At 64.8% G+C, this 16,387-nt stretch carries 12 protein-coding genes and 1 pseudogene; 3 read left to right on the forward strand and 10 right to left on the reverse strand.

Annotation, left to right across the window (positions count from 1 at the left end):
• Both CV770_RS37165 and CV770_RS37170 read right to left on the reverse strand, forming a co-directional pair.
• Positions 1 to 237: transposase (locus CV770_RS37165; protein ID WP_146101285.1), on the reverse strand; the 237-nt coding region annotated here is incomplete at its 3' end.
• Between the two features lie 86 nt (positions 238 to 323).
• Positions 324 to 1,273: pseudogene (locus CV770_RS37170) on the reverse strand (hypothetical protein).
• Positions 1,274 to 1,438: 165 nt separating this feature from the next.
• Here CV770_RS37170 and CV770_RS37175 point away from each other — a divergent pair.
• Positions 1,439 to 4,915: an indolepyruvate ferredoxin oxidoreductase family protein gene (locus tag CV770_RS37175; RefSeq protein ID WP_104465873.1), complete on the forward strand. Its 3,477-nt coding sequence runs from the start codon at positions 1,439 to 1,441 to the stop codon at positions 4,913 to 4,915.
• Between the two features lie 129 nt (positions 4,916 to 5,044).
• Here CV770_RS37175 and CV770_RS37180 read toward each other — a convergent pair whose 3' ends face one another.
• The 4 genes from CV770_RS37180 to CV770_RS37195 all read right to left on the reverse strand — a co-directional run bounded on the left by CV770_RS37180 (position 5,045) and on the right by CV770_RS37195 (position 9,996).
• Positions 5,045 to 6,772, reverse strand: coding sequence for an FAD-dependent oxidoreductase (locus tag CV770_RS37180; protein ID WP_104465874.1), 1,728 nt, complete (start codon positions 6,770 to 6,772; stop codon positions 5,045 to 5,047).
• A gap of 59 nt (positions 6,773 to 6,831) precedes the next feature.
• Positions 6,832 to 7,851, reverse strand: coding sequence for a S1C family serine protease (locus tag CV770_RS37185; protein ID WP_104465875.1), 1,020 nt, complete (start codon positions 7,849 to 7,851; stop codon positions 6,832 to 6,834).
• A 92-nt stretch (positions 7,852 to 7,943) separates the two neighbouring features.
• A complete protein-coding gene (locus CV770_RS37190) occupies positions 7,944 to 8,390 on the reverse strand; it encodes a hypothetical protein (protein ID WP_091964597.1) in 447 nt (148 codons plus the stop codon).
• 7 nt (positions 8,391 to 8,397) lie between these two features.
• Positions 8,398 to 9,996 carry a GMC family oxidoreductase gene (locus CV770_RS37195; RefSeq protein ID WP_104465876.1) on the reverse strand — a complete coding sequence of 533 codons (1,599 nt, stop codon included), beginning with the start codon at positions 9,994 to 9,996 and terminating at the stop codon, positions 8,398 to 8,400.
• Positions 9,997 to 10,196: 200 nt separating this feature from the next.
• Here CV770_RS37195 and CV770_RS37200 point away from each other — a divergent pair, with 200 nt between their 5' ends.
• Positions 10,197 to 10,985, forward strand: coding sequence for a thermonuclease family protein (locus CV770_RS37200; protein ID WP_091964599.1), 789 nt, complete (start codon positions 10,197 to 10,199; stop codon positions 10,983 to 10,985).
• 219 nt (positions 10,986 to 11,204) lie between these two features.
• Here CV770_RS37200 and cyoD read toward each other — a convergent pair whose 3' ends face one another.
• The 4 genes from cyoD to CV770_RS37220 are packed head-to-tail and all read right to left on the reverse strand — an operon-like array spanning position 11,205 to position 15,052.
• The gene (gene cyoD, locus CV770_RS37205; protein ID WP_018322693.1) at positions 11,205 to 11,591 is read right to left on the reverse strand and encodes a cytochrome o ubiquinol oxidase subunit IV; all 387 of its coding nucleotides are present in this window, start codon (positions 11,589 to 11,591) and stop codon (positions 11,205 to 11,207) included.
• Positions 11,588 to 12,229: a cytochrome (ubi)quinol oxidase subunit III gene (locus CV770_RS37210; RefSeq protein ID WP_104465877.1), complete on the reverse strand. Its 642-nt coding sequence runs from the start codon at positions 12,227 to 12,229 to the stop codon at positions 11,588 to 11,590. The genes cyoD and CV770_RS37210 overlap by 4 nt, the downstream gene beginning before the upstream one ends.
• The gene (gene cyoB / locus CV770_RS37215; protein ID WP_104465880.1) at positions 12,229 to 14,229 is read right to left on the reverse strand and encodes a cytochrome o ubiquinol oxidase subunit I; all 2,001 of its coding nucleotides are present in this window, start codon (positions 14,227 to 14,229) and stop codon (positions 12,229 to 12,231) included. Before cyoB ends, CV770_RS37210 begins: the two co-directional genes overlap by 1 nt.
• Positions 14,219 to 15,052 carry a cytochrome ubiquinol oxidase subunit II family protein gene (locus CV770_RS37220; RefSeq protein WP_104465878.1) on the reverse strand — a complete coding sequence of 278 codons (834 nt, stop codon included), beginning with the start codon at positions 15,050 to 15,052 and terminating at the stop codon, positions 14,219 to 14,221. The genes cyoB and CV770_RS37220 overlap by 11 nt, the downstream gene beginning before the upstream one ends.
• 249 nt (positions 15,053 to 15,301) lie before the next feature.
• Between CV770_RS37220 and CV770_RS37225 the strand changes: the two genes are divergently transcribed.
• Positions 15,302 to 16,102: an SDR family NAD(P)-dependent oxidoreductase gene (locus CV770_RS37225; protein ID WP_104465879.1), complete on the forward strand. Its 801-nt coding sequence runs from the start codon at positions 15,302 to 15,304 to the stop codon at positions 16,100 to 16,102.
• The last annotated feature ends 285 nt before the right edge of the window (positions 16,103 to 16,387 follow it).

The raw sequence follows: 16,387 nt of genomic DNA on the forward strand, positions 1-16,387 counted from the left end.
CTCCAGTTCGCGCTCCGAAAGACCGTAGAGCGACTGCAGCAGCACCGCGCGAAACAGCACAAGCACCGGATAGCCTGGACGACCGGGGCTCCCTTCATCCCGCAAATGGCCGATCAGCTTCTCGAACCGGTACCACTTGACCAGGCCAGCCAACCGATCCAGCGCCGCATTGGCGCCGGCGCCCTTCGGCATCAGCGCTTCCACAAAGCTCGGCTGTCCTGTCCGCTTCACCGCCATCGATACCTCCAAGGCTTTGACCTAGGGAATCACAACTGGCGGATTACGCAACAGGCCCACAAGGGGAGAGGGTGCAGCCATCGCTCCTACGCCCCATACAGCTGCCGATACTCTTCCTCGTACGGCGCATAGGAGTCCTTCATCGTCGCCATGTTCAGCAGCATGGTGGCGACCACCGTATTCGCCTTGTCGAACACACGCGTCCTGGCCCACGCGCTTTCGGTGCGGCGGCTGCCGGAGAGCGCGACCACCTCGCGCTCGACCTCGTAGTCCTCGTCGACGAAAAGCGGGCCCTTTATCAGCCGGATCTCCTGGTCGGCGAACAAGCCGACGGCCGGCCCCTTGGCCGGCAGCGGATCGTCCTTCGAGCGATACTGGAACAGCACGCTCAGCATCTCCATCGGGATGATCGGTCTGCCCCAGGGGTTGTCGGCGCCCGAATAGTATGGCGAGTTTTCGGTGATGACGGCGAGCTTCTGCGCCGCAGCGAGAAAGGATAGAGGTCGCCCATGATCTGATCGAACGCCATGCGGACCGTCTGCCGCTTGCCGGTCTGCGCCACCCTGACGTCGCGCAGGATCACGGGATCGGCGAGCGGCTTGAGCTCGGAGAGGCGCGCCTCCAGCGCAGTCGCTGCGTGCGGCTCACCGACGGAGGCCGTGCCGCGCAGCACCTCCGTGCCATCGCGCTTGACCATCTGGATCTGGCACTGGCGCGTCCCGGGCAGTGGCTTCGACAGGATCGCCTGCACCTCCTCACCCTCATAGCAGACGCTGCGATAATGCGCGGACAGGCAGCCGGTCTCGAACCAGGCGCGTCCCCACAGCTGCGCGCCGAGCGGAGCGAACTGGCTGAAATGCGTCGGGCCTTCGATGGTACCGCCCTTGAAGCCGAGCTTCTGCGCGGTGGCGTCGTCGTGAATGGACGCGTGCGCGTCGTAGGTTTGCGCTTGCAGCATCTGATGAGGCTGGCGCCACGGTCCAATCAGGGCCTCGGCCGTCGCCGTGATCTCGGTGTCGAATGCGCTTGCAGCCATGATGTTCTCCACTGGAAGCCATGACTAGCAGGAGCGCCACGGATGCGGCCAGCGATATTGACTTCGCCGGCCCATGCTCTTGACTGCGATCTCCCGCTTCGCAAAGCCGCAAACCTCCCGCGGCGCAAAATCCCTCGCCGGACCAGGACAACAAGGACCCCCGAAATGACGCTGTTGCAGGTCGAGCTGGACGATAAATACCGGCTCGAATCGAAGCGGATCTTCCTGTCCGGCACACAGGCCCTGGTTCGATTGCCCATGTTGCAGCGCGAACGCGACCGGCTCCAGGGCCTCAACACCGGCGGCTTCATCTCCGGCTATCGCGGTTCCCCGCTCGGCATGTACGACCACGCGCTGTGGCGCGCGAAGTCACACCTTGCGCAGCACGACATAGCCTTCGTCCCAGGCCTGAACGAGGATCTGGCGGCGACTGCGGTCTGGGGCAGCCAGCAGGTCGGCTTGTTTCCGGGCGCCAAGGTCGATGGCGTATTCGGCATCTGGTACGGCAAGGGCCCCGGCGTCGATCGCTCGGTCGATGCGCTCAAGCATGCCAATGCGGCCGGCACCGCGCTCAATGGCGGCGTGCTGGCGCTGGCCGGCGACGACCACGGCTGCCAGTCCTCGACACTGGCGCATCAGAGCGAGCAGGTGTTTGCGGCGGCGCTGATCCCCGTGATCAATCCGGCGACGCTGCAGGATTATCTCGATCTCGGCCTCTACGGTTTCGCGCTGTCGCGCTTCTCCGGCTGCTGGGTCGGCTTCAAGGCGATCAGCGAGACCGTGGAAAGCTCGGCGTCGATCGACAGCGACCCTGAACGCATCAAGATCGTGCTGCCCGAGGATTTCGAGATGCCGCCCGGCGGCCTCAACATCCGCTGGCCCGATCCGCCGCTGGATGCCGAGAGGCGTCTGTTCGGGCCGAAGATGGCCGCAGTGCAGGCCTTCGCCCGCGCCAACCAGCTCGATCGCATCGTGCTCGACTCCAAGCCTGCACGGCTCGGCATCGTCGCCACCGGCAAGGCCTATCTCGATCTGCGCCAGGCCCTCGCCGATCTCGGCATTACCGACAAGGACGCGCAGGATCTCGGTCTGCGCATCTACAAGGTCGCGATGACCTGGCCGCTGGAGGAGAGCGGTGCCAAGCGTTTCGCCGAGGGTCTGCAAGACGTGCTCGTGGTCGAGGAGAAGCGCGGCTTCATCGAAGACCAGCTGATGCGCATCCTCTACAATATCGATGCGTCCAGGCGCCCGACGATCACAGGCAAGCGCGACGAGCGCGGCACGCTACTGCTGCCGAGCGAAGGCGAACTGACGCCGACCATCGTCGCGGGCGCGCTGGTGGCACGGCTGCGCAAGCTCGGCCATCACAGCCCGGTGCTGGAGCAGCGGCTCGCGCGGCTGGAGGCCTTCGACAATCCGGTCACCGCCAGCACCCAGATCAAGCTCGCGCGCACGCCGTTCTTCTGCTCGGGCTGCCCGCACAACACCTCGACCCGCGTGCCCGAAGGTAGCCGCGCCATGGCCGGCATCGGCTGCCACGGCATGGCCCTGAGCATGCCGACCCGCCGCACCGATCTGATCTCGCATATGGGCGCCGAGGGCGTGAACTGGATCGGCCAGTCGCCCTTCACGAGCGAGAAGCACATCTTCCAGAATCTCGGCGACGGCACCTATACGCATTCCGGGCTTCTCGCCCTTCGCGCGGCATCGGCCGCCGGCATCAACATCACCTACAAGATCCTCTACAACGACGCCGTCGCCATGACCGGCGGCCAGCCCGCCGAAGGCGCCTTCAACGTGGCGCAGATCGCGCATCAGGTCTGGGCCGAGGGCGTCAAGCGCCTGGCAATCGTCTCGGACGATCCGGGCAAGTACCCGCAAGGAAACTACTTCCCGCAAGGCGCGACCATCCATCATCGCCGCGAACTCGATGCCGTGCAGCGCGACCTGCGCGACATCAAGGGTCTCACGGTCATCATCTACGACCAGACCTGCGCCGCGGAAAAGCGCCGCCGCCGCAAGCGCGGGCTTTATCCCGATCTCGCCAAGCGCGCCTTCATCAACGAGCTGGTCTGCGAGGGCTGCGGCGATTGCTCGCAGGCCTCCAACTGCGTCTCGGTGCAACCGCTGGAGACCGAGTTCGGCCGCAAGCGCCAGATCGACCAGTCTAACTGCAACAAGGACTTTTCCTGCGTCGAAGGTTTCTGCCCGAGTTTCGTGACCGTACATGGCGGTTCGCTGAAGCGCATGAAGACCTCGGCAGTCGATTCCGACCAGCTATTCGCCGATTTGCCGCTGCCGCCCGCGCGCGAGCTGGACGCGCCCTACAACATCCTCGTCACCGGCATCGGCGGCACCGGCGTCATCACCATCGGCGCCCTGCTCGGCATGGCGGCCCATGTCGCCGGCCGCGGCTGCTCGGCGCTCGACTTCACCGGCCTGTCGCAGAAGAACGGCGCCGTGATGAGCCATGTCCGCATCGCCCCGAAGCCGGAGGATATCTCCGCGGTCCGCATCACCACGGGCGGCGCCGACGTCATTCTCGGTTGCGACATGATTGTCTCGGCCGGCCCCACCGCGCTCAGCCGCGCCGAACGTGGCGTGACCAAAGCCTACATCAACGCCGATTTGCAGCCGACCGCGAGCTTCGTGCAAAACCCCGATCTCGACTTCGAGATGGGCACGATGCAGACCGTGCTGCGCGACGCCGTCGGAGACAAGAACCTCGATATTATCGATGCCACAGGCATAGCCGCTGCGCTGATGGGCGACAGCATCGCCACCAATCCCTTCATGCTCGGCTTCGCCTTCCAGAAGGGCGCGATCCCGCTGTCGCTGGAAGCGCTGCTGCGCGCCATCGAAATCAACGGCGCGGCGATCGAGATGAACAAGCTCGCCTTCACCTGGGGCCGCCTGGCCGCCCACGACATGTCGCGGGTGCGCAGCGTGCTCCAGTTCAAGAGCCGGGCGGCGGCACCGACGAAGTCGCTCGACGACATCATCGCGACCCGCATGGAGTTTTTGACCAGCTATCAGGACAAGGCCTATGCCGACCGCTATCTCGCAGCCGTCGCCAAGGTACGCAAGGCGGAAATCTCCGCCTCTCCCGCGTCAACCGAGCTGACCGAGGCCGTCGCGAAGAACCTGTTCAAGCTGATGTCCTACAAGGATGAGTACGAGGTCGCCCGGCTCTACACCGACGGCAGCTTCGCGAAGAAGGTCTCGGAGCAATTCGACGGCGACTTCACCCTGAAATACCATTTGGCACCGCCGATCTTCGCACAGCGCGACAAGACGACGGGCCGGCTGCAGAAACAGGAGTTCGGCGGCTGGATGATCCATGCCTTCCGCGTTCTCGCCAAGCTCAAGTTCCTGCGCGGCGGCGCCTTCGATCCGTTCGGCCGCACCGAAGAGCGCCAGACGGAGCGGAAGCTGGTTGAGGATTATCTCGGCATGATCGATCAGCGGATCGCGGGGCTGAAAGCGGAGCAGATCCCGCTGCTGGCAAGGCTCGCGAGGGTGCCGGAGACCATCCGAGGCTTCGGCCACGTCAAGGAGGCCAATATCAAGCTGGCAGCGGCCGAGACGGCGCGGCTGGAGGCGGAGCTGGAGAACAGCCGTTTTGCGGCGGCGGCGGAGTAGAGGTTAACGCGAGCTTCTCCCCGTCATTGCGAGGAGCCCTTGCGACGAAGCAATCCAGACTGTCACCGCGGAAGGATTCTGGATTGCTTCGCTGCGCCCGCAATGACGCGGATGCAGCGGGGGCCCCGATCAGACGGATGCCTTTGCAGCTTCGAGTGTCGTCACCACGCTTCCCTCCGCCAGATGCCGCCCCGCGATGTATCCGAACGTCAGCGCCGGCCCTGACGAGATCCCCGGCGCCGGATAATTGCCGTTCATGATCGAGCCCATGTCATTGCCGCAGGCATAGAGGCCCGCGATCGGCGCGCCGTCCGCGCGCAGCACCCGGGCCTGCGCATCGACCTTCATGCCAATCGCGGTGCCGAGATCAGCCGGATAGATGCGCATCGCGAACAACGGGGCACCGACGATCGGCGCAACGCAGGGATTGGGCTTGCGAGCGGCATCGCCGAGATGGCGCTGGTAGGTAGTGCTGCCGCGGCCGAATTCGCCATCGCGGCCCTCCCTTGCGCCTTCGTTGTAGCTCGCGATCGTCGCCGCCAGCACCGGCGGCTTGACGCAGATCCTCGCCGCAAGCTGCGCAATGTCAGGAGCCTCGACCAGCTCGCCGCTCGCCACATAGCGCCGATAGCTGCGCGTGAACGGCTTGATGCGGCCGAAGCCGTAAGTCCACAGGAACCGGCGATCGCAAATCAAATAGAACGGCCGGTCCGGCTCGCCATCGCCATGACGGAGCATGGCGATGGCGAACTCGTGGTGGGACAGCGCCTCGTTGACGAAACGCCGGCCCGCTGCGTTGACAGCGATCACACCGGGCTTGGCGCGGTCGGTCACCGTGTGCGGGAACACGCCGCGGCTACCGTCGGCGCGGCGGAACAGCGAGGCCGGCACCCAATAGGCCGGGCTGGTCGCGTCCGTGTTGAGCGCGGCACCTGTCGCTGCCGCGAGCCGAAGTCCGTCGCCGGTGCTGGAAGGGTTGGTCGCCGAGACAAATCCGGCCGCCGCCGGGAAGAAGCGTTTGCGCAACACGGCGTCGTGCGAAAAGCCGCCCGTCGCCAGCACCACGCCGCGGCGCGCTGCGATCGGCCGGTCGCGGGAGCCATGACGGATCACCACGCCGCTGACGCGATCACCCTGAATCGAGAGGTCCGCGACATCGGCGCTGAAGAGAACTTCGACCTGCCGCGCCAGCAGCGAAGCATAGAGCTGCGCGGCAAGTGCGTTGCCGAGATGCAGCGACGTTCCACGCGGACTGCGCAGCCGTTGCAACGCATACGCGGAAACCAACCGCGCCGCTCGCAGGGTCGAGCGCAGCGATTTTCCAACACTGAGCAAATGCGGAACGTCGAGAGGATCGATCATCATCCCGCCGAACAGCGTGAACTCCGGCAGCGGCGGCCGCAATCGCTCAAAAGCTTCGCCCAGCCGCCTGCCATCGAAACCGACCGGCTCCAGCACGCGGCCGCCAGCGGTTGCGCCCAGCCGCTCCGGATAACAATCCGGACAGGCCTTCACCGGCTGGAGGCGAACTTCCGTGTTGGCTTCGAGATAGGCGATCGCCTCGGGCCCGCGCGCGAGGAAGGCGGCGCGCAGGCCGGCATTGGCGAGCTGGGGCACCGTGCTCGACAGATATTGGACCGCATCCGCGACGCTGTCGGAGAGCCCGGCCTCTTTCATCCTGGCATTGGCGGGGATCCAGACCATGCCGCCAGACCAGGCGGTGGTGCCGCCGACGAACGCGGTCTTCTCGATCACCAGCACGCGCAGGCCTTGCGCAGCGGCCACGGCCGCCGCCGTCATGCCACCGGCACCGGCGCCGATGACAATGACGTCGTAGGTCTCGTGTGCCGGCATCATGCGGCGGGTTTCCGAAGGCGAGGCATGACACCGTCATACCCCGCCTCGCCCGTCCCGCGCTAGCGCTGCGGCTTGCGCTCGATCGGGTCGATATCGATCGCCCGCAGGCGGCCGAGCCGCAGCACGTCCATCGCGAGCCGCCGGCCGATCCGGTCGCGGTCGAGCACGCGGATCAGATCGTCGACACCGTTGATCTCGACGCCGTCGAGCCTGATCACGACGTCGCCGGGCAACAGGCCCGCCTTCGCCGCCGGACCATCCGGCTCGATCTGCGCGAGCAGCGCGCCCATCTTGTTTTCGATGCCGGCCAGCACCGCGTGCCGCCGCGGGATCGGCGCGGTCTGTCCGGCGACACCGATAAAGGCGCGGCGGACATAGCCGTGACGGATGATCTCCGACAACACGAATTGCGCGGTGTTGCTGGCGACCGCGAAGCAGATGCCTTGGGCGCCGTTGATGATGGCGGTGTTGATGCCGATCACCTCGGCATTCGACGACAGCAGCGGGCCGCCGGAGTTGCCGGGGTTGAGCGCGGCGTCGGTCTGGATCACGTCCTCGATGGTGCGGCCGCTGACCGAGCGGATCGAGCGGCCGAGCGCCGAGACCACGCCGGCAGTCACAGTCGATTCGAAACCGAGCGGATTTCCGATCGCGATCACGAGCTGGCCGCGGCGCAGCGTCTTGGAGTTGCCGAGCGCGGCATAGGGCAAATGGCGCACGCCGTTGGCACGCAGCAGCGCAAGATCGGTATCGGGATCGACGCCCAGCACCTGGGCTTCGCCGACATGGCCCTCGACGTCGCGCAGCCGGATCTCCTTCGACGTGCCGACCACGTGGCTGTTGGTGAGGACGAGGCCATCAGGCGAGATCACGATGCCCGAGCCGAGCCCGCCGCGCTCACGGCCGTTCGGCACTTTTGGCCCGGTCTCGACACGCACGACCGCGGGGCCGACCCGGTCGGTCACATCGATCACGGCATTGGAATAGGCGTCCAGCAACGCCCGGTCATCGGCCGGCGCAGATGCTGTCGTTCGCGATGACGCGGCGTCATCGACGATATCTGAGGTGAAATCCAGCATGGCAAGAGTCCTTGAAGGCTCACACAGATGGTGGCCTGTGCCCGGCCGCGCAAGGTGCCAGCCGGGCGCGCAGGGCTGGACTGCCCAGATGGCTAGGGCGCCCGCCTGAGCGTACCGGCCCTCGCCTTCACCGGGTCGAGCAGCGACCAGTCTCCATCCGGAAGCACATGGCCCTTCGGGAATGGCGCCCGCAGTTCGATCCCCAGCGAACCCAGCACGCGGTCGTCGCGGTAGTAGCATTGCAGCACGACGCGGACGAGCGTCGCGGCGGCGACGCCGCCGTGCTTGCGAAACTCCTGCGCCACCGCATCGCGCCTGGTGGCATCGAGCTCGGCGAGCGGCGCTCCTGACAGCCGCGCCAGATCATCCAGCGCGGCCGCGACCAATTTGGTATCGCGGCCAAGCGTTGCGAGCATATCTGCCTGGATCGCGGGATCGTCGGCGCCGGGCACCTTGTACTCGTCGCTGGCGGGAACGATCATCGCGGCGATGCTGCGGAGGTCGTCGCGTTGGGTGCGCGTAAGATTGTCTGCGGACATGGCGGCCTTAATCAAACAAATTGGCGAGGCGCTGCTTCATCTGGTCGGCGATGTAGAGCGCGAGGGCCTGGATGGTGGAGGTCGGGTTCACGCCGCCCGACGTGACGAAGATGCTGCCGTCGACGATGAAGAGATTCTTGACGTCGTGCGTGCGGCCCCATTCATTGACCACGGAGCTTTCAGGGACGGTGCCCATCCGCGCGGTGCCGAGCAGGTGCCAACCGCCCCAGGGGATCGGCGAGTTGATGCAGATATCGGTGGCGCCCGCGGTCTCCAAAACCTCCCGGCCGCGCGCCAGCGCATGCTCCATCATCTTCCGGCTGTTCTCGCTGATCGTGTAGTCGATCTTCGGCGCGGGAATGCCGTGACTGTCTTTCAGGACGGGATCGAGCGTGACGCGATTATGCTCCTCCGGCAGATCCTCACAGATCGCGGAAAATCCGAGCCGATGGCCGTTCAGCTTGCGGAAGACGCGGTGATGATCCTCGCCCCAGGGCAGAATGCCCTTCTGCTCGCTGACGACAGCCTCGAACACCGGTCCGGCCCCGCGCACGAACTGAACGCCATAGCCGCGCACGAAGCCGCGCGAGGGGTCCGTGTCGTACCACTCCTTGCTCCACAGGCAGGTCGGCGGCGCGCGGTTGCTATCGGTCGGCTCCTTCACATAGCCGTAGATCTGCGCGTAGGGATGGAACATCAAATTCTTGCCGACGAGGCCGGACGAATTGGCAAGGCCGTTCGGAAAGCGCGAGGACGCCGAATTCAGCAACAGCCGCGGCGTGCCGACGCCGTTGCAGGCGATGATGACGACATGCGCGGGCTGGAACTGCTCGATGCCGTCCTTGTCGTAATAGACCACGCCCGAAGCCATACCGCTCTCGTCGGTGGTGATCTCGCGCACCCGGCAATGGGTGCGCAGCTCGACGCCGGCGCGGATCGCCTGCGGCCAATAGGTGATGTCGGTGGAGGATTTCGCGCCCTGCGCGCAGGCCGGCGTGCAGTGGCCGAGATTGATGCAGCGCGCGCGGCCCTCATAGTCCATCGTCGCGACCGTCGTGTCCGACGGCCACCAGTGCCAGCCGAGCTTGTTCATGGCCTTGCCGATGATGGCGCCGGACAATCCGAGCGGCTGTTGCGGCATCGGCGGATGCGTCAGCGGGGACAGTGGGTCGCCCGACAAGCCCGATGTGCCCATGATCCGATCGTTCTCCTCGAAGAACGGGGTCAGCGTGTCGTAATCGATTGGCCAGTCGTCGGCGACGCCGTCCAGCGTCCTCACCTTGAAATCGGAGGGATGCAGCCGCGGCCAGTGCGCGGTGTACATCACCGTGGAGCCGCCGACCGCATTGTAGTTCACGACCTTGATCGGCGAATTGTCGTCGTTGATCGGATAGTCCTCGGGACGGCCGCGCACGTTCGGGCTCGACGACCACTCGCCGTAGAACTTGGCCTCCCAGTCCCGGCCGGTGCTGGGATATTCCGCCGGGTTCATCCAGCCGCCCTGCTCCAGGCAGAGAATGTGCATCTTGGTCTCGGCCAGCGACCACGCCACCGCCGCGCCCGAAGCGCCGGCGCCGATGATCAGGACGTCCACGGGGTCTTTCATCGCAACCTTTTCCTCCCGCCCTCGCCGCTTCCCGGGCGATTCGGCCTGCACGGTCCGCAAGGCCTGCGAACGATAGGGTCAGAGCGGGCGGGGAGTAAAGCCGCGGGGCCGGAATGTCGCACTTCGCAGGGTGCAGACCATTGGTATCGCCACATCCGGATGCTAGGAACAGGCACACGAGCAATCGATAGCGAGACCGTATGTCCTTCCGAAATGTCTTTGCCGCCGCCCGCGCTTTTGCGCTCGTTTTGTTTTTCGCCTTGTCCGGAGTCCTGGCGTCTTCCGAGCCGGCTTCCGCGCTGACCGCCGCCGCGACAGTCCGCGACGGCAACTCCATCCAGCTTGGCGATGTCACCTATCGGCTCGACGGCGTCGACGCGCCCGAGCTGGACCAGGTCTGCATCGACGACCACGCCGATTCCTGGACCTGCGGCATCGAGGCTCGCGACCAGCTGGCGAAGCTGATCAACAAGCGCTCCGTGCGCTGTGACGATGTCGGGCCGGAGAAGAGTTTTGGCAAGCGGCACCGGGCGATCTGCACGGCCGAGGGCGACAAGACCAGCTTGAACGAACAGCTGGTCAAGCTCGGCTTTGCCGTCGCGCGGGAGCCGATCAAGGCGAACGTCAAGCCGGCCGTGGCCGAGGCCAAGTCAGCCGCCGCCGGGATCTGGAAGGGCTGTTTTGTTGCACCGCAAGACTTCCGCGCGGGCAAGAAGGACGGCGCACTGCTGGGCGCCGCCTGCCGCCCGGACCGCGACAAGGAAATTCGGGCCGTGCTGTTCCCGGAGGAGCTGACGATGCCACCGAGTTGCAGCATCAAGGGAAAGCTCGCGGTGCGCGCACGCGTCACCGGCAACATCGGCATCTATCATTTGCGGGGTTGCCCGAGCTACCCGGCGACCACCAAGCCGGACCGCTGGTTCTGCTCGGAGGACGACGCCCAGGCAGCCGGCTTCCGCAAGGCCTACAACTGCCGCCGGCCGAAGTGAATAATTCTCTCACGCATCCGTGAGTAGTAGTCCGGGACCGTATTGATCCGGAATTGAACTCCTTCGCGAGTCGCTGCACTCATTAGGGTACGCAAGCGCTTGCGCGGGCGTTTCCTTGGCAGCAATCCGGCTCCGGCCTGATTGCCTTGCTTGGGCGTTTCCTCCCTAGACTTGGGCCGCTTGTCACACCAAGCGGCTCTTCTTTTTTGGGCGGTCCTTTCACTGCATCCGCATGATCTGGTCCATCGGCGGCATGTTCGCATTCAGATGCGCCATGATCCAGACCGTGCCGCCCACCACCAGGAAGACCACCAGCAGGCCGAAGGCCAGCGCCAGCACGTTGTTCGTGTTGTCGGGGCCGGTCGTGATGTGCAGGAAGAACACCAGATGCACACCCATCTGCGCAATCGCCAGCACGATCAGCGCGACGGGGATGGAGGGCTGCCAGACCAGATCGGTGCCGGCGATGAAGAACGACGTCGCCGTGAGCAGCAGCGCCAGGACAAGGCCGACGACGTAGCCAAGAATACGGGTGCCGACACTGTGTTGCTCTTCCTCGCCCGGCGCGAGGTCGTGGTCGCTCCGCGCGTGGCTCTGATCGCTCATGCGGCACTCCCAAGCAAATAGACGACGGAGAACACCCCGACCCAGACGATGTCGAGCGCGTGCCAGAACAGCGCAAAGCACATCATCCGGCGCAGGACGTCGGCGCGAAAGCCTTTCGCGAACACCTGGGCCATCATGGTGAGGAGCCACAGCACGCCGGCCGAGACATGCAGGCCGTGGCAGCCGACCAACGAGAAGAACGCGGTCAGGAACGCGCTGCGCGACGGGCCATAGCCGCGCGCGACGAGGTCGGCGAATTCGCGGAATTCGATCGCCAGGAATATGAGTCCCAACAGACAAGTCACGGCCATGCCGAGATAGAACCAGAACCGGTTGCGCACATCGGCGGCAATGCTGGCCATGCCGCAGGTAAAACTCGACAACAGCAGGCAGACCGTCTCGATCGCGACGTTCCTCTGCTCGAATATCTCCGAGCCCTTCGGGCCGCCGGCCGTCTGGCCAGACAGCACCGCATAGGCCGCGAAGAAGCAGGAGAACATCACGATGTCGGAGAGCAAGAAGACCCAGAAGCCGTAGGCGGTCACGATCCGCTTCGAAGCGGGTCCGGGATGCTCGATGACGAGCCCGATGTGATGGGGATCGGCATGCGCACGGCCAGCGGTCGCCGTCATCGCCATCAGACCGCCCCCGCCATGCTGATGAGGCCGCGTCGTTCCTCGAGATTGACGCGGTCGATCGCGGCGACCTCCTCCGCGGGAATGACGTATTCGTCATGGTCGCGCCAGGCGAACACGACGAAGGTCGCGAACGCGCCGATCCCGCCCAGGATCACCATCCACCAGATGTGCCAGATCAGCGCAAAGCCCATGATGCTGGCGAAGAATGCGCAGACGAAACCGGTCGGAGAATTCCTGGGCATCTCGATGTCCTGGTATTCCGGCCTGTCGCGTTCGAGCGATTGCTGCTGGGCGTGGACTTTCATGTCCCAATAGGCGTCCTCGCCGCGCACATCGGGATTGAAGGCGAAGTTGAACACCGGCGGCGGCGACGAGGTCGCCCATTCCAGCGAACGGCCGTCCCAGGGATCGCCGGTGCGGTCGCGCAGCGCCTCGCGGTTGCGGATGCTGACCACGAGCTGCACGATCTGGCAGATCACCCCGATCGTCAGCACGGCCATGCCAATTGCTGCAACGATCATCCAGGGCCGCCACGCCGCAACGTCGTAATGCTGCATGCGCCGGGTCATGCCGAGCATGCCGGCAATGTAGAGCGGGATGAAAGTGATGAAGAAGCCGAGGAAGGTGAACCAGAACGCCAGCTTGCCCCAGCGTTCGTCGAGGCGGAAGCCAAACGCCTTGGGAAACCAGTATTCGAAGCCGGCGAAGGCGCCGAACAGCACGCCGCCGATGATGACGTTGTGGAAATGCGCCACCAGGAACATGCTGTTGTGGAGCATGAAGTCAGCCGGTGGCACCGCGAGCAGGACGCCCGTCAACCCACCTACTATGAATGTCACCATGAAGCCGACCGCCCACAGCATCGGCGTCGCGAAGCGGATGCGGCCGCCATACATCGTGAACAGCCAGTTGTAGATCTTCACCCCGGTCGGCACCGCAATGATCATGCTGGCGATGCCGAAGATGGCATTGACGTCCGGCCCTGCCCCCATCGTGAAGAAATGATGCAGCCAGACCATGAAGGAGATGACGCAGATCGCCATGGTCGCGAGCACCATCGAGCGATAGCCGAACAGCCCCTTGCCGGAGAAGGTCGAGACCACCTCAGAGAAGATGCCGAACGCCGGCAGCACCAGGATGTAGACCTCCGGATGTCCCCAGGCCCAGATCAGGTTCATGAACATCATGACGTTGCCGCCGGCCTCGTTGGTGAAGAAGTGGAAGCCGAGGTAACGGTCGAGCAGCAGCATCGCGAGCGTGGCGGTAAGGATCGGAAAGGCTGCAACGATGAGGAGGTTCGAGGCCAGCGTGGTCCAGCAGAACATCGGCATGCGCAGATAATTCATGCCCTTGGTGCGCAGCTTCAGCACCGTGGTGACGAGATTGATGCCGGCCACCAGCGTGCCGACGCCCGAGATCTGCAGCGACCAGGCGTAATAGTCGACGCCGACGCCGGGCGAATAGGACAGCTCCGACAGCGGCGGAAAAGCGAGCCAGCCGGTGCGCGCGAACTCGCCGACCACGAGCGAGAGATTGACCAGCAGCGCACCGGTCGCGGTCAGCCAGAAGCCGACCGAATTGAGCGTCGGGAAAGCGACGTCGCGCACGCCGAGCTGGAGCGGCACGATCAGGTTCATCAGCCCGATCACGAACGGCATTGCCACGAAGAAGATCATGATGGTGCCGTGCGCCGAGAAGATCTGGTTGTAGTGCTCCGGCGGCAGGTAGCCCTGCGACTGGTAGGCGACGGCCTGCTGGATCCGCATCATGATGGCGTCGCTGCCACCGCGCAGCAGCATCACCGAGGCCAATAGAATATACATGACGCCGATGCGCTTGTGATCGACGCTGGTGATCCATTCGCTCCAGAGATAGGGCACATGCCCCTTCACCACGACCCAGGTCAGCACGCCCAGGATCGCGACCAGCACCACTGCGCCCGCGACCAGCGGGATGGGCTGATCGAACGGAATCGCCGACCAATCGAGCTTACCGAGCATCATGGCCTCCACTGTGCGGACGGCCTGCATCGGAGAGCAGTTCCGGCCCCGGTCCCGGCGGAATGTGCTGGGTCGCGATCAGATCGAACAGGCGGGGATCGTCGAGACGGTAGGTTGGCCTGCCCTTCTCGACGCCCTGCTGCATCAGCTTCTTGTAGCTGTCCTCATTCAGCACGGCACCGGTCTTCGCCGTGGTCGCCACCCATTCCGGAAAGGCGAGCGGCGAGACCACATTGACGTCGAACATCATGTCGGGAAAGCCGTCGCCGGAGAAATGCGCGGACAACCCCTGCAGCTTGCCTTCGTTGTCGGCGCGCAGGTTCAGCTTCGTCACCATGCCGTTCATGGTGTAGATCATGCTGCCGAGCTGCGGGATGAAGAACGTGTTCATCACGCTCGACGACGTTAGCTGAAAGTTCAGTTCGGCGCCGGCCGGCACCGTCAGCGTGTTGACGGTGGCGATGCGCTGGTCCGGATAGATGAACAGCCATTTCCAGTCGAGCGAAACCGCTTGGATCCGCACCGGGCTTCCAGTCCCCGGCACCGGCGCTGCGGGATCGAGTTGATGCGAGCCGATCCAGGCGACGCCACCGAGCAGGATGACGGTGAGCGCAGGGATCGCCCACACCACCATCTCGACCCGGCCGGAATAGACGAAGTCGGGTTGGTAGCGCGCTTTTGGATTCGAGGCGCGAAACCAGAACGCAAAGCCGAGAATCGCGAAAATGGTCGGCACCACGATCACGAGCATGATGAAGACGGAATCGACCAGAATCGTGCTGTTGGCCGCAGCCACGGGCCCTTGTGGGTCGAGCAGATTCATCGGCAAGCCACTGGCGGTTGGGAAGCCCCAAGACAGAGCCTAGCGCGGGAAAGGCTCCGCAACAAACGCTGCGACCTCAGAACGGTTCCTGAACCGCGAGGGCCAGCCATGCGCATTGGGCCGGCGCAACATGCAAATCCATGCGATGTCAATGACATGAACGCAAAAGCCGCGCCCTTCTCTCCGGTCGGGGCGATTGCTAATCTGCACGAAAATAATGAGAAGTCCGGGATCAGGGAGTGAACCGAGATGCGCTTGAAGGACAAGGTCGCCATCGTCGTCGGAGCCGGGCAAAGCCCCGGCGAAGGCATGGGCAACGGCCGCGCCACCGCGCTGACCTTCGCGCGCGAGGGCGCAAAGGTCTTGTGCGTCGATCATCATCTGGAATCGGCGCAGGAAACGGTTGCGATGATCGCGGCAAAGCAGGGCACCGCCGCAGCCTTCAAGGCCGACGTGACCAAGGCTACCGATATCAAGGCGATGGTCGCGGACGCGCGATCGCGCTGGGGCCGGATCGACGTGCTGCACAACAATGTCGGCGTCAGCCTGTCCGGCGGCGATGCCGAACTGTTGCAATTGACCGAGGAAGCGTTCGACCGCGTCGTCGCCATCAATCTGAAGAGCTGCATCCTGGCGGCAAAAGAAGTGATCCCGATCATGCGCGCGCAAGGCAGCGGCGCCATCATCAACATCTCGTCGATGGCGGCGATCACGAATTATCCCTATGTCGCCTACAAGGCGACGAAGTCGGCGATTATCGCCTTCACCGAACAGCTCGCCTACCAGAACGCCGAATACGGCATCCGCGCCAACGTCATCCTGCCCGGCCTGATGAACACGCCGATGGCCGTCGACACCCGCGCCCGCGAATGGCACAAGAGCCGCGCCGAGGTCGAAGCCGAACGCGACAGCAAGGTGCCGCTGCGCAAGAAAATGGGCACCGGCTGGGACGTCGCCAACGCCGCGCTGTTTTTGGCGTCCGATGAGGCGAACTTCATTACGGGCGTGACGCTGCCGGTGGATGGTGGAGCGAGCGTGAGACGGGGGTAGAAGCCGCAAGAGCGGTGCCTCTTCCCTTCTCCCCTTGCGGGAGAAGGCGGCGCGAAGCGCCGGATGAGGGGTCTTTCCACGCACTCATAGCTAGATGGATTCGCGGAGACATACCCCTCACCCGGCTTCGCTGTCGCGAAGCCACCCTCTCCCACAAGGGGCCTGTTGCGTTATCGGCTTTTGAAGTTGAGGACGGCAGGAGAAGGGCCGTGGTTACGGCAATTGCCAGCCAAGTCTGTAGTGGTCGCCCTCGGCGGGCGGCTCAGGCCGCGATCGTGGCCCACC

Origin of the sequence: Bradyrhizobium sp. AC87j1, assembly GCF_002936975.1 — a bacterium.
Lineage (GTDB): Bacteria > Pseudomonadota > Alphaproteobacteria > Rhizobiales > Xanthobacteraceae > Bradyrhizobium > Bradyrhizobium shewense.

Coding starts and splice junctions, on each gene's coding strand:
- CV770_RS37175 (WP_104465873.1), top strand. CDS start 1,439: ATGACGCTGTTGCAGGTCGAGCTGGACGATAAATACCGGCTCGAATCG.
- CV770_RS37180 (WP_104465874.1), bottom strand. CDS start 6,772: ATGATGCCGGCACACGAGACCTACGACGTCATTGTCATCGGCGCCGGT.
- CV770_RS37185 (WP_104465875.1), bottom strand. CDS start 7,851: ATGCTGGATTTCACCTCAGATATCGTCGATGACGCCGCGTCATCGCGA.
- CV770_RS37190 (WP_091964597.1), bottom strand. CDS start 8,390: ATGTCCGCAGACAATCTTACGCGCACCCAACGCGACGACCTCCGCAGC.
- CV770_RS37195 (WP_104465876.1), bottom strand. CDS start 9,996: ATGAAAGACCCCGTGGACGTCCTGATCATCGGCGCCGGCGCTTCGGGC.
- CV770_RS37200 (WP_091964599.1), top strand. CDS start 10,197: ATGTCCTTCCGAAATGTCTTTGCCGCCGCCCGCGCTTTTGCGCTCGTT.
- cyoD (WP_018322693.1), bottom strand. CDS start 11,591: ATGAGCGATCAGAGCCACGCGCGGAGCGACCACGACCTCGCGCCGGGC.
- CV770_RS37210 (WP_104465877.1), bottom strand. CDS start 12,229: ATGGCGATGACGGCGACCGCTGGCCGTGCGCATGCCGATCCCCATCAC.
- cyoB (WP_104465880.1), bottom strand. CDS start 14,229: ATGCTCGGTAAGCTCGATTGGTCGGCGATTCCGTTCGATCAGCCCATC.
- CV770_RS37220 (WP_104465878.1), bottom strand. CDS start 15,052: ATGAATCTGCTCGACCCACAAGGGCCCGTGGCTGCGGCCAACAGCACG.
- CV770_RS37225 (WP_104465879.1), top strand. CDS start 15,302: ATGCGCTTGAAGGACAAGGTCGCCATCGTCGTCGGAGCCGGGCAAAGC.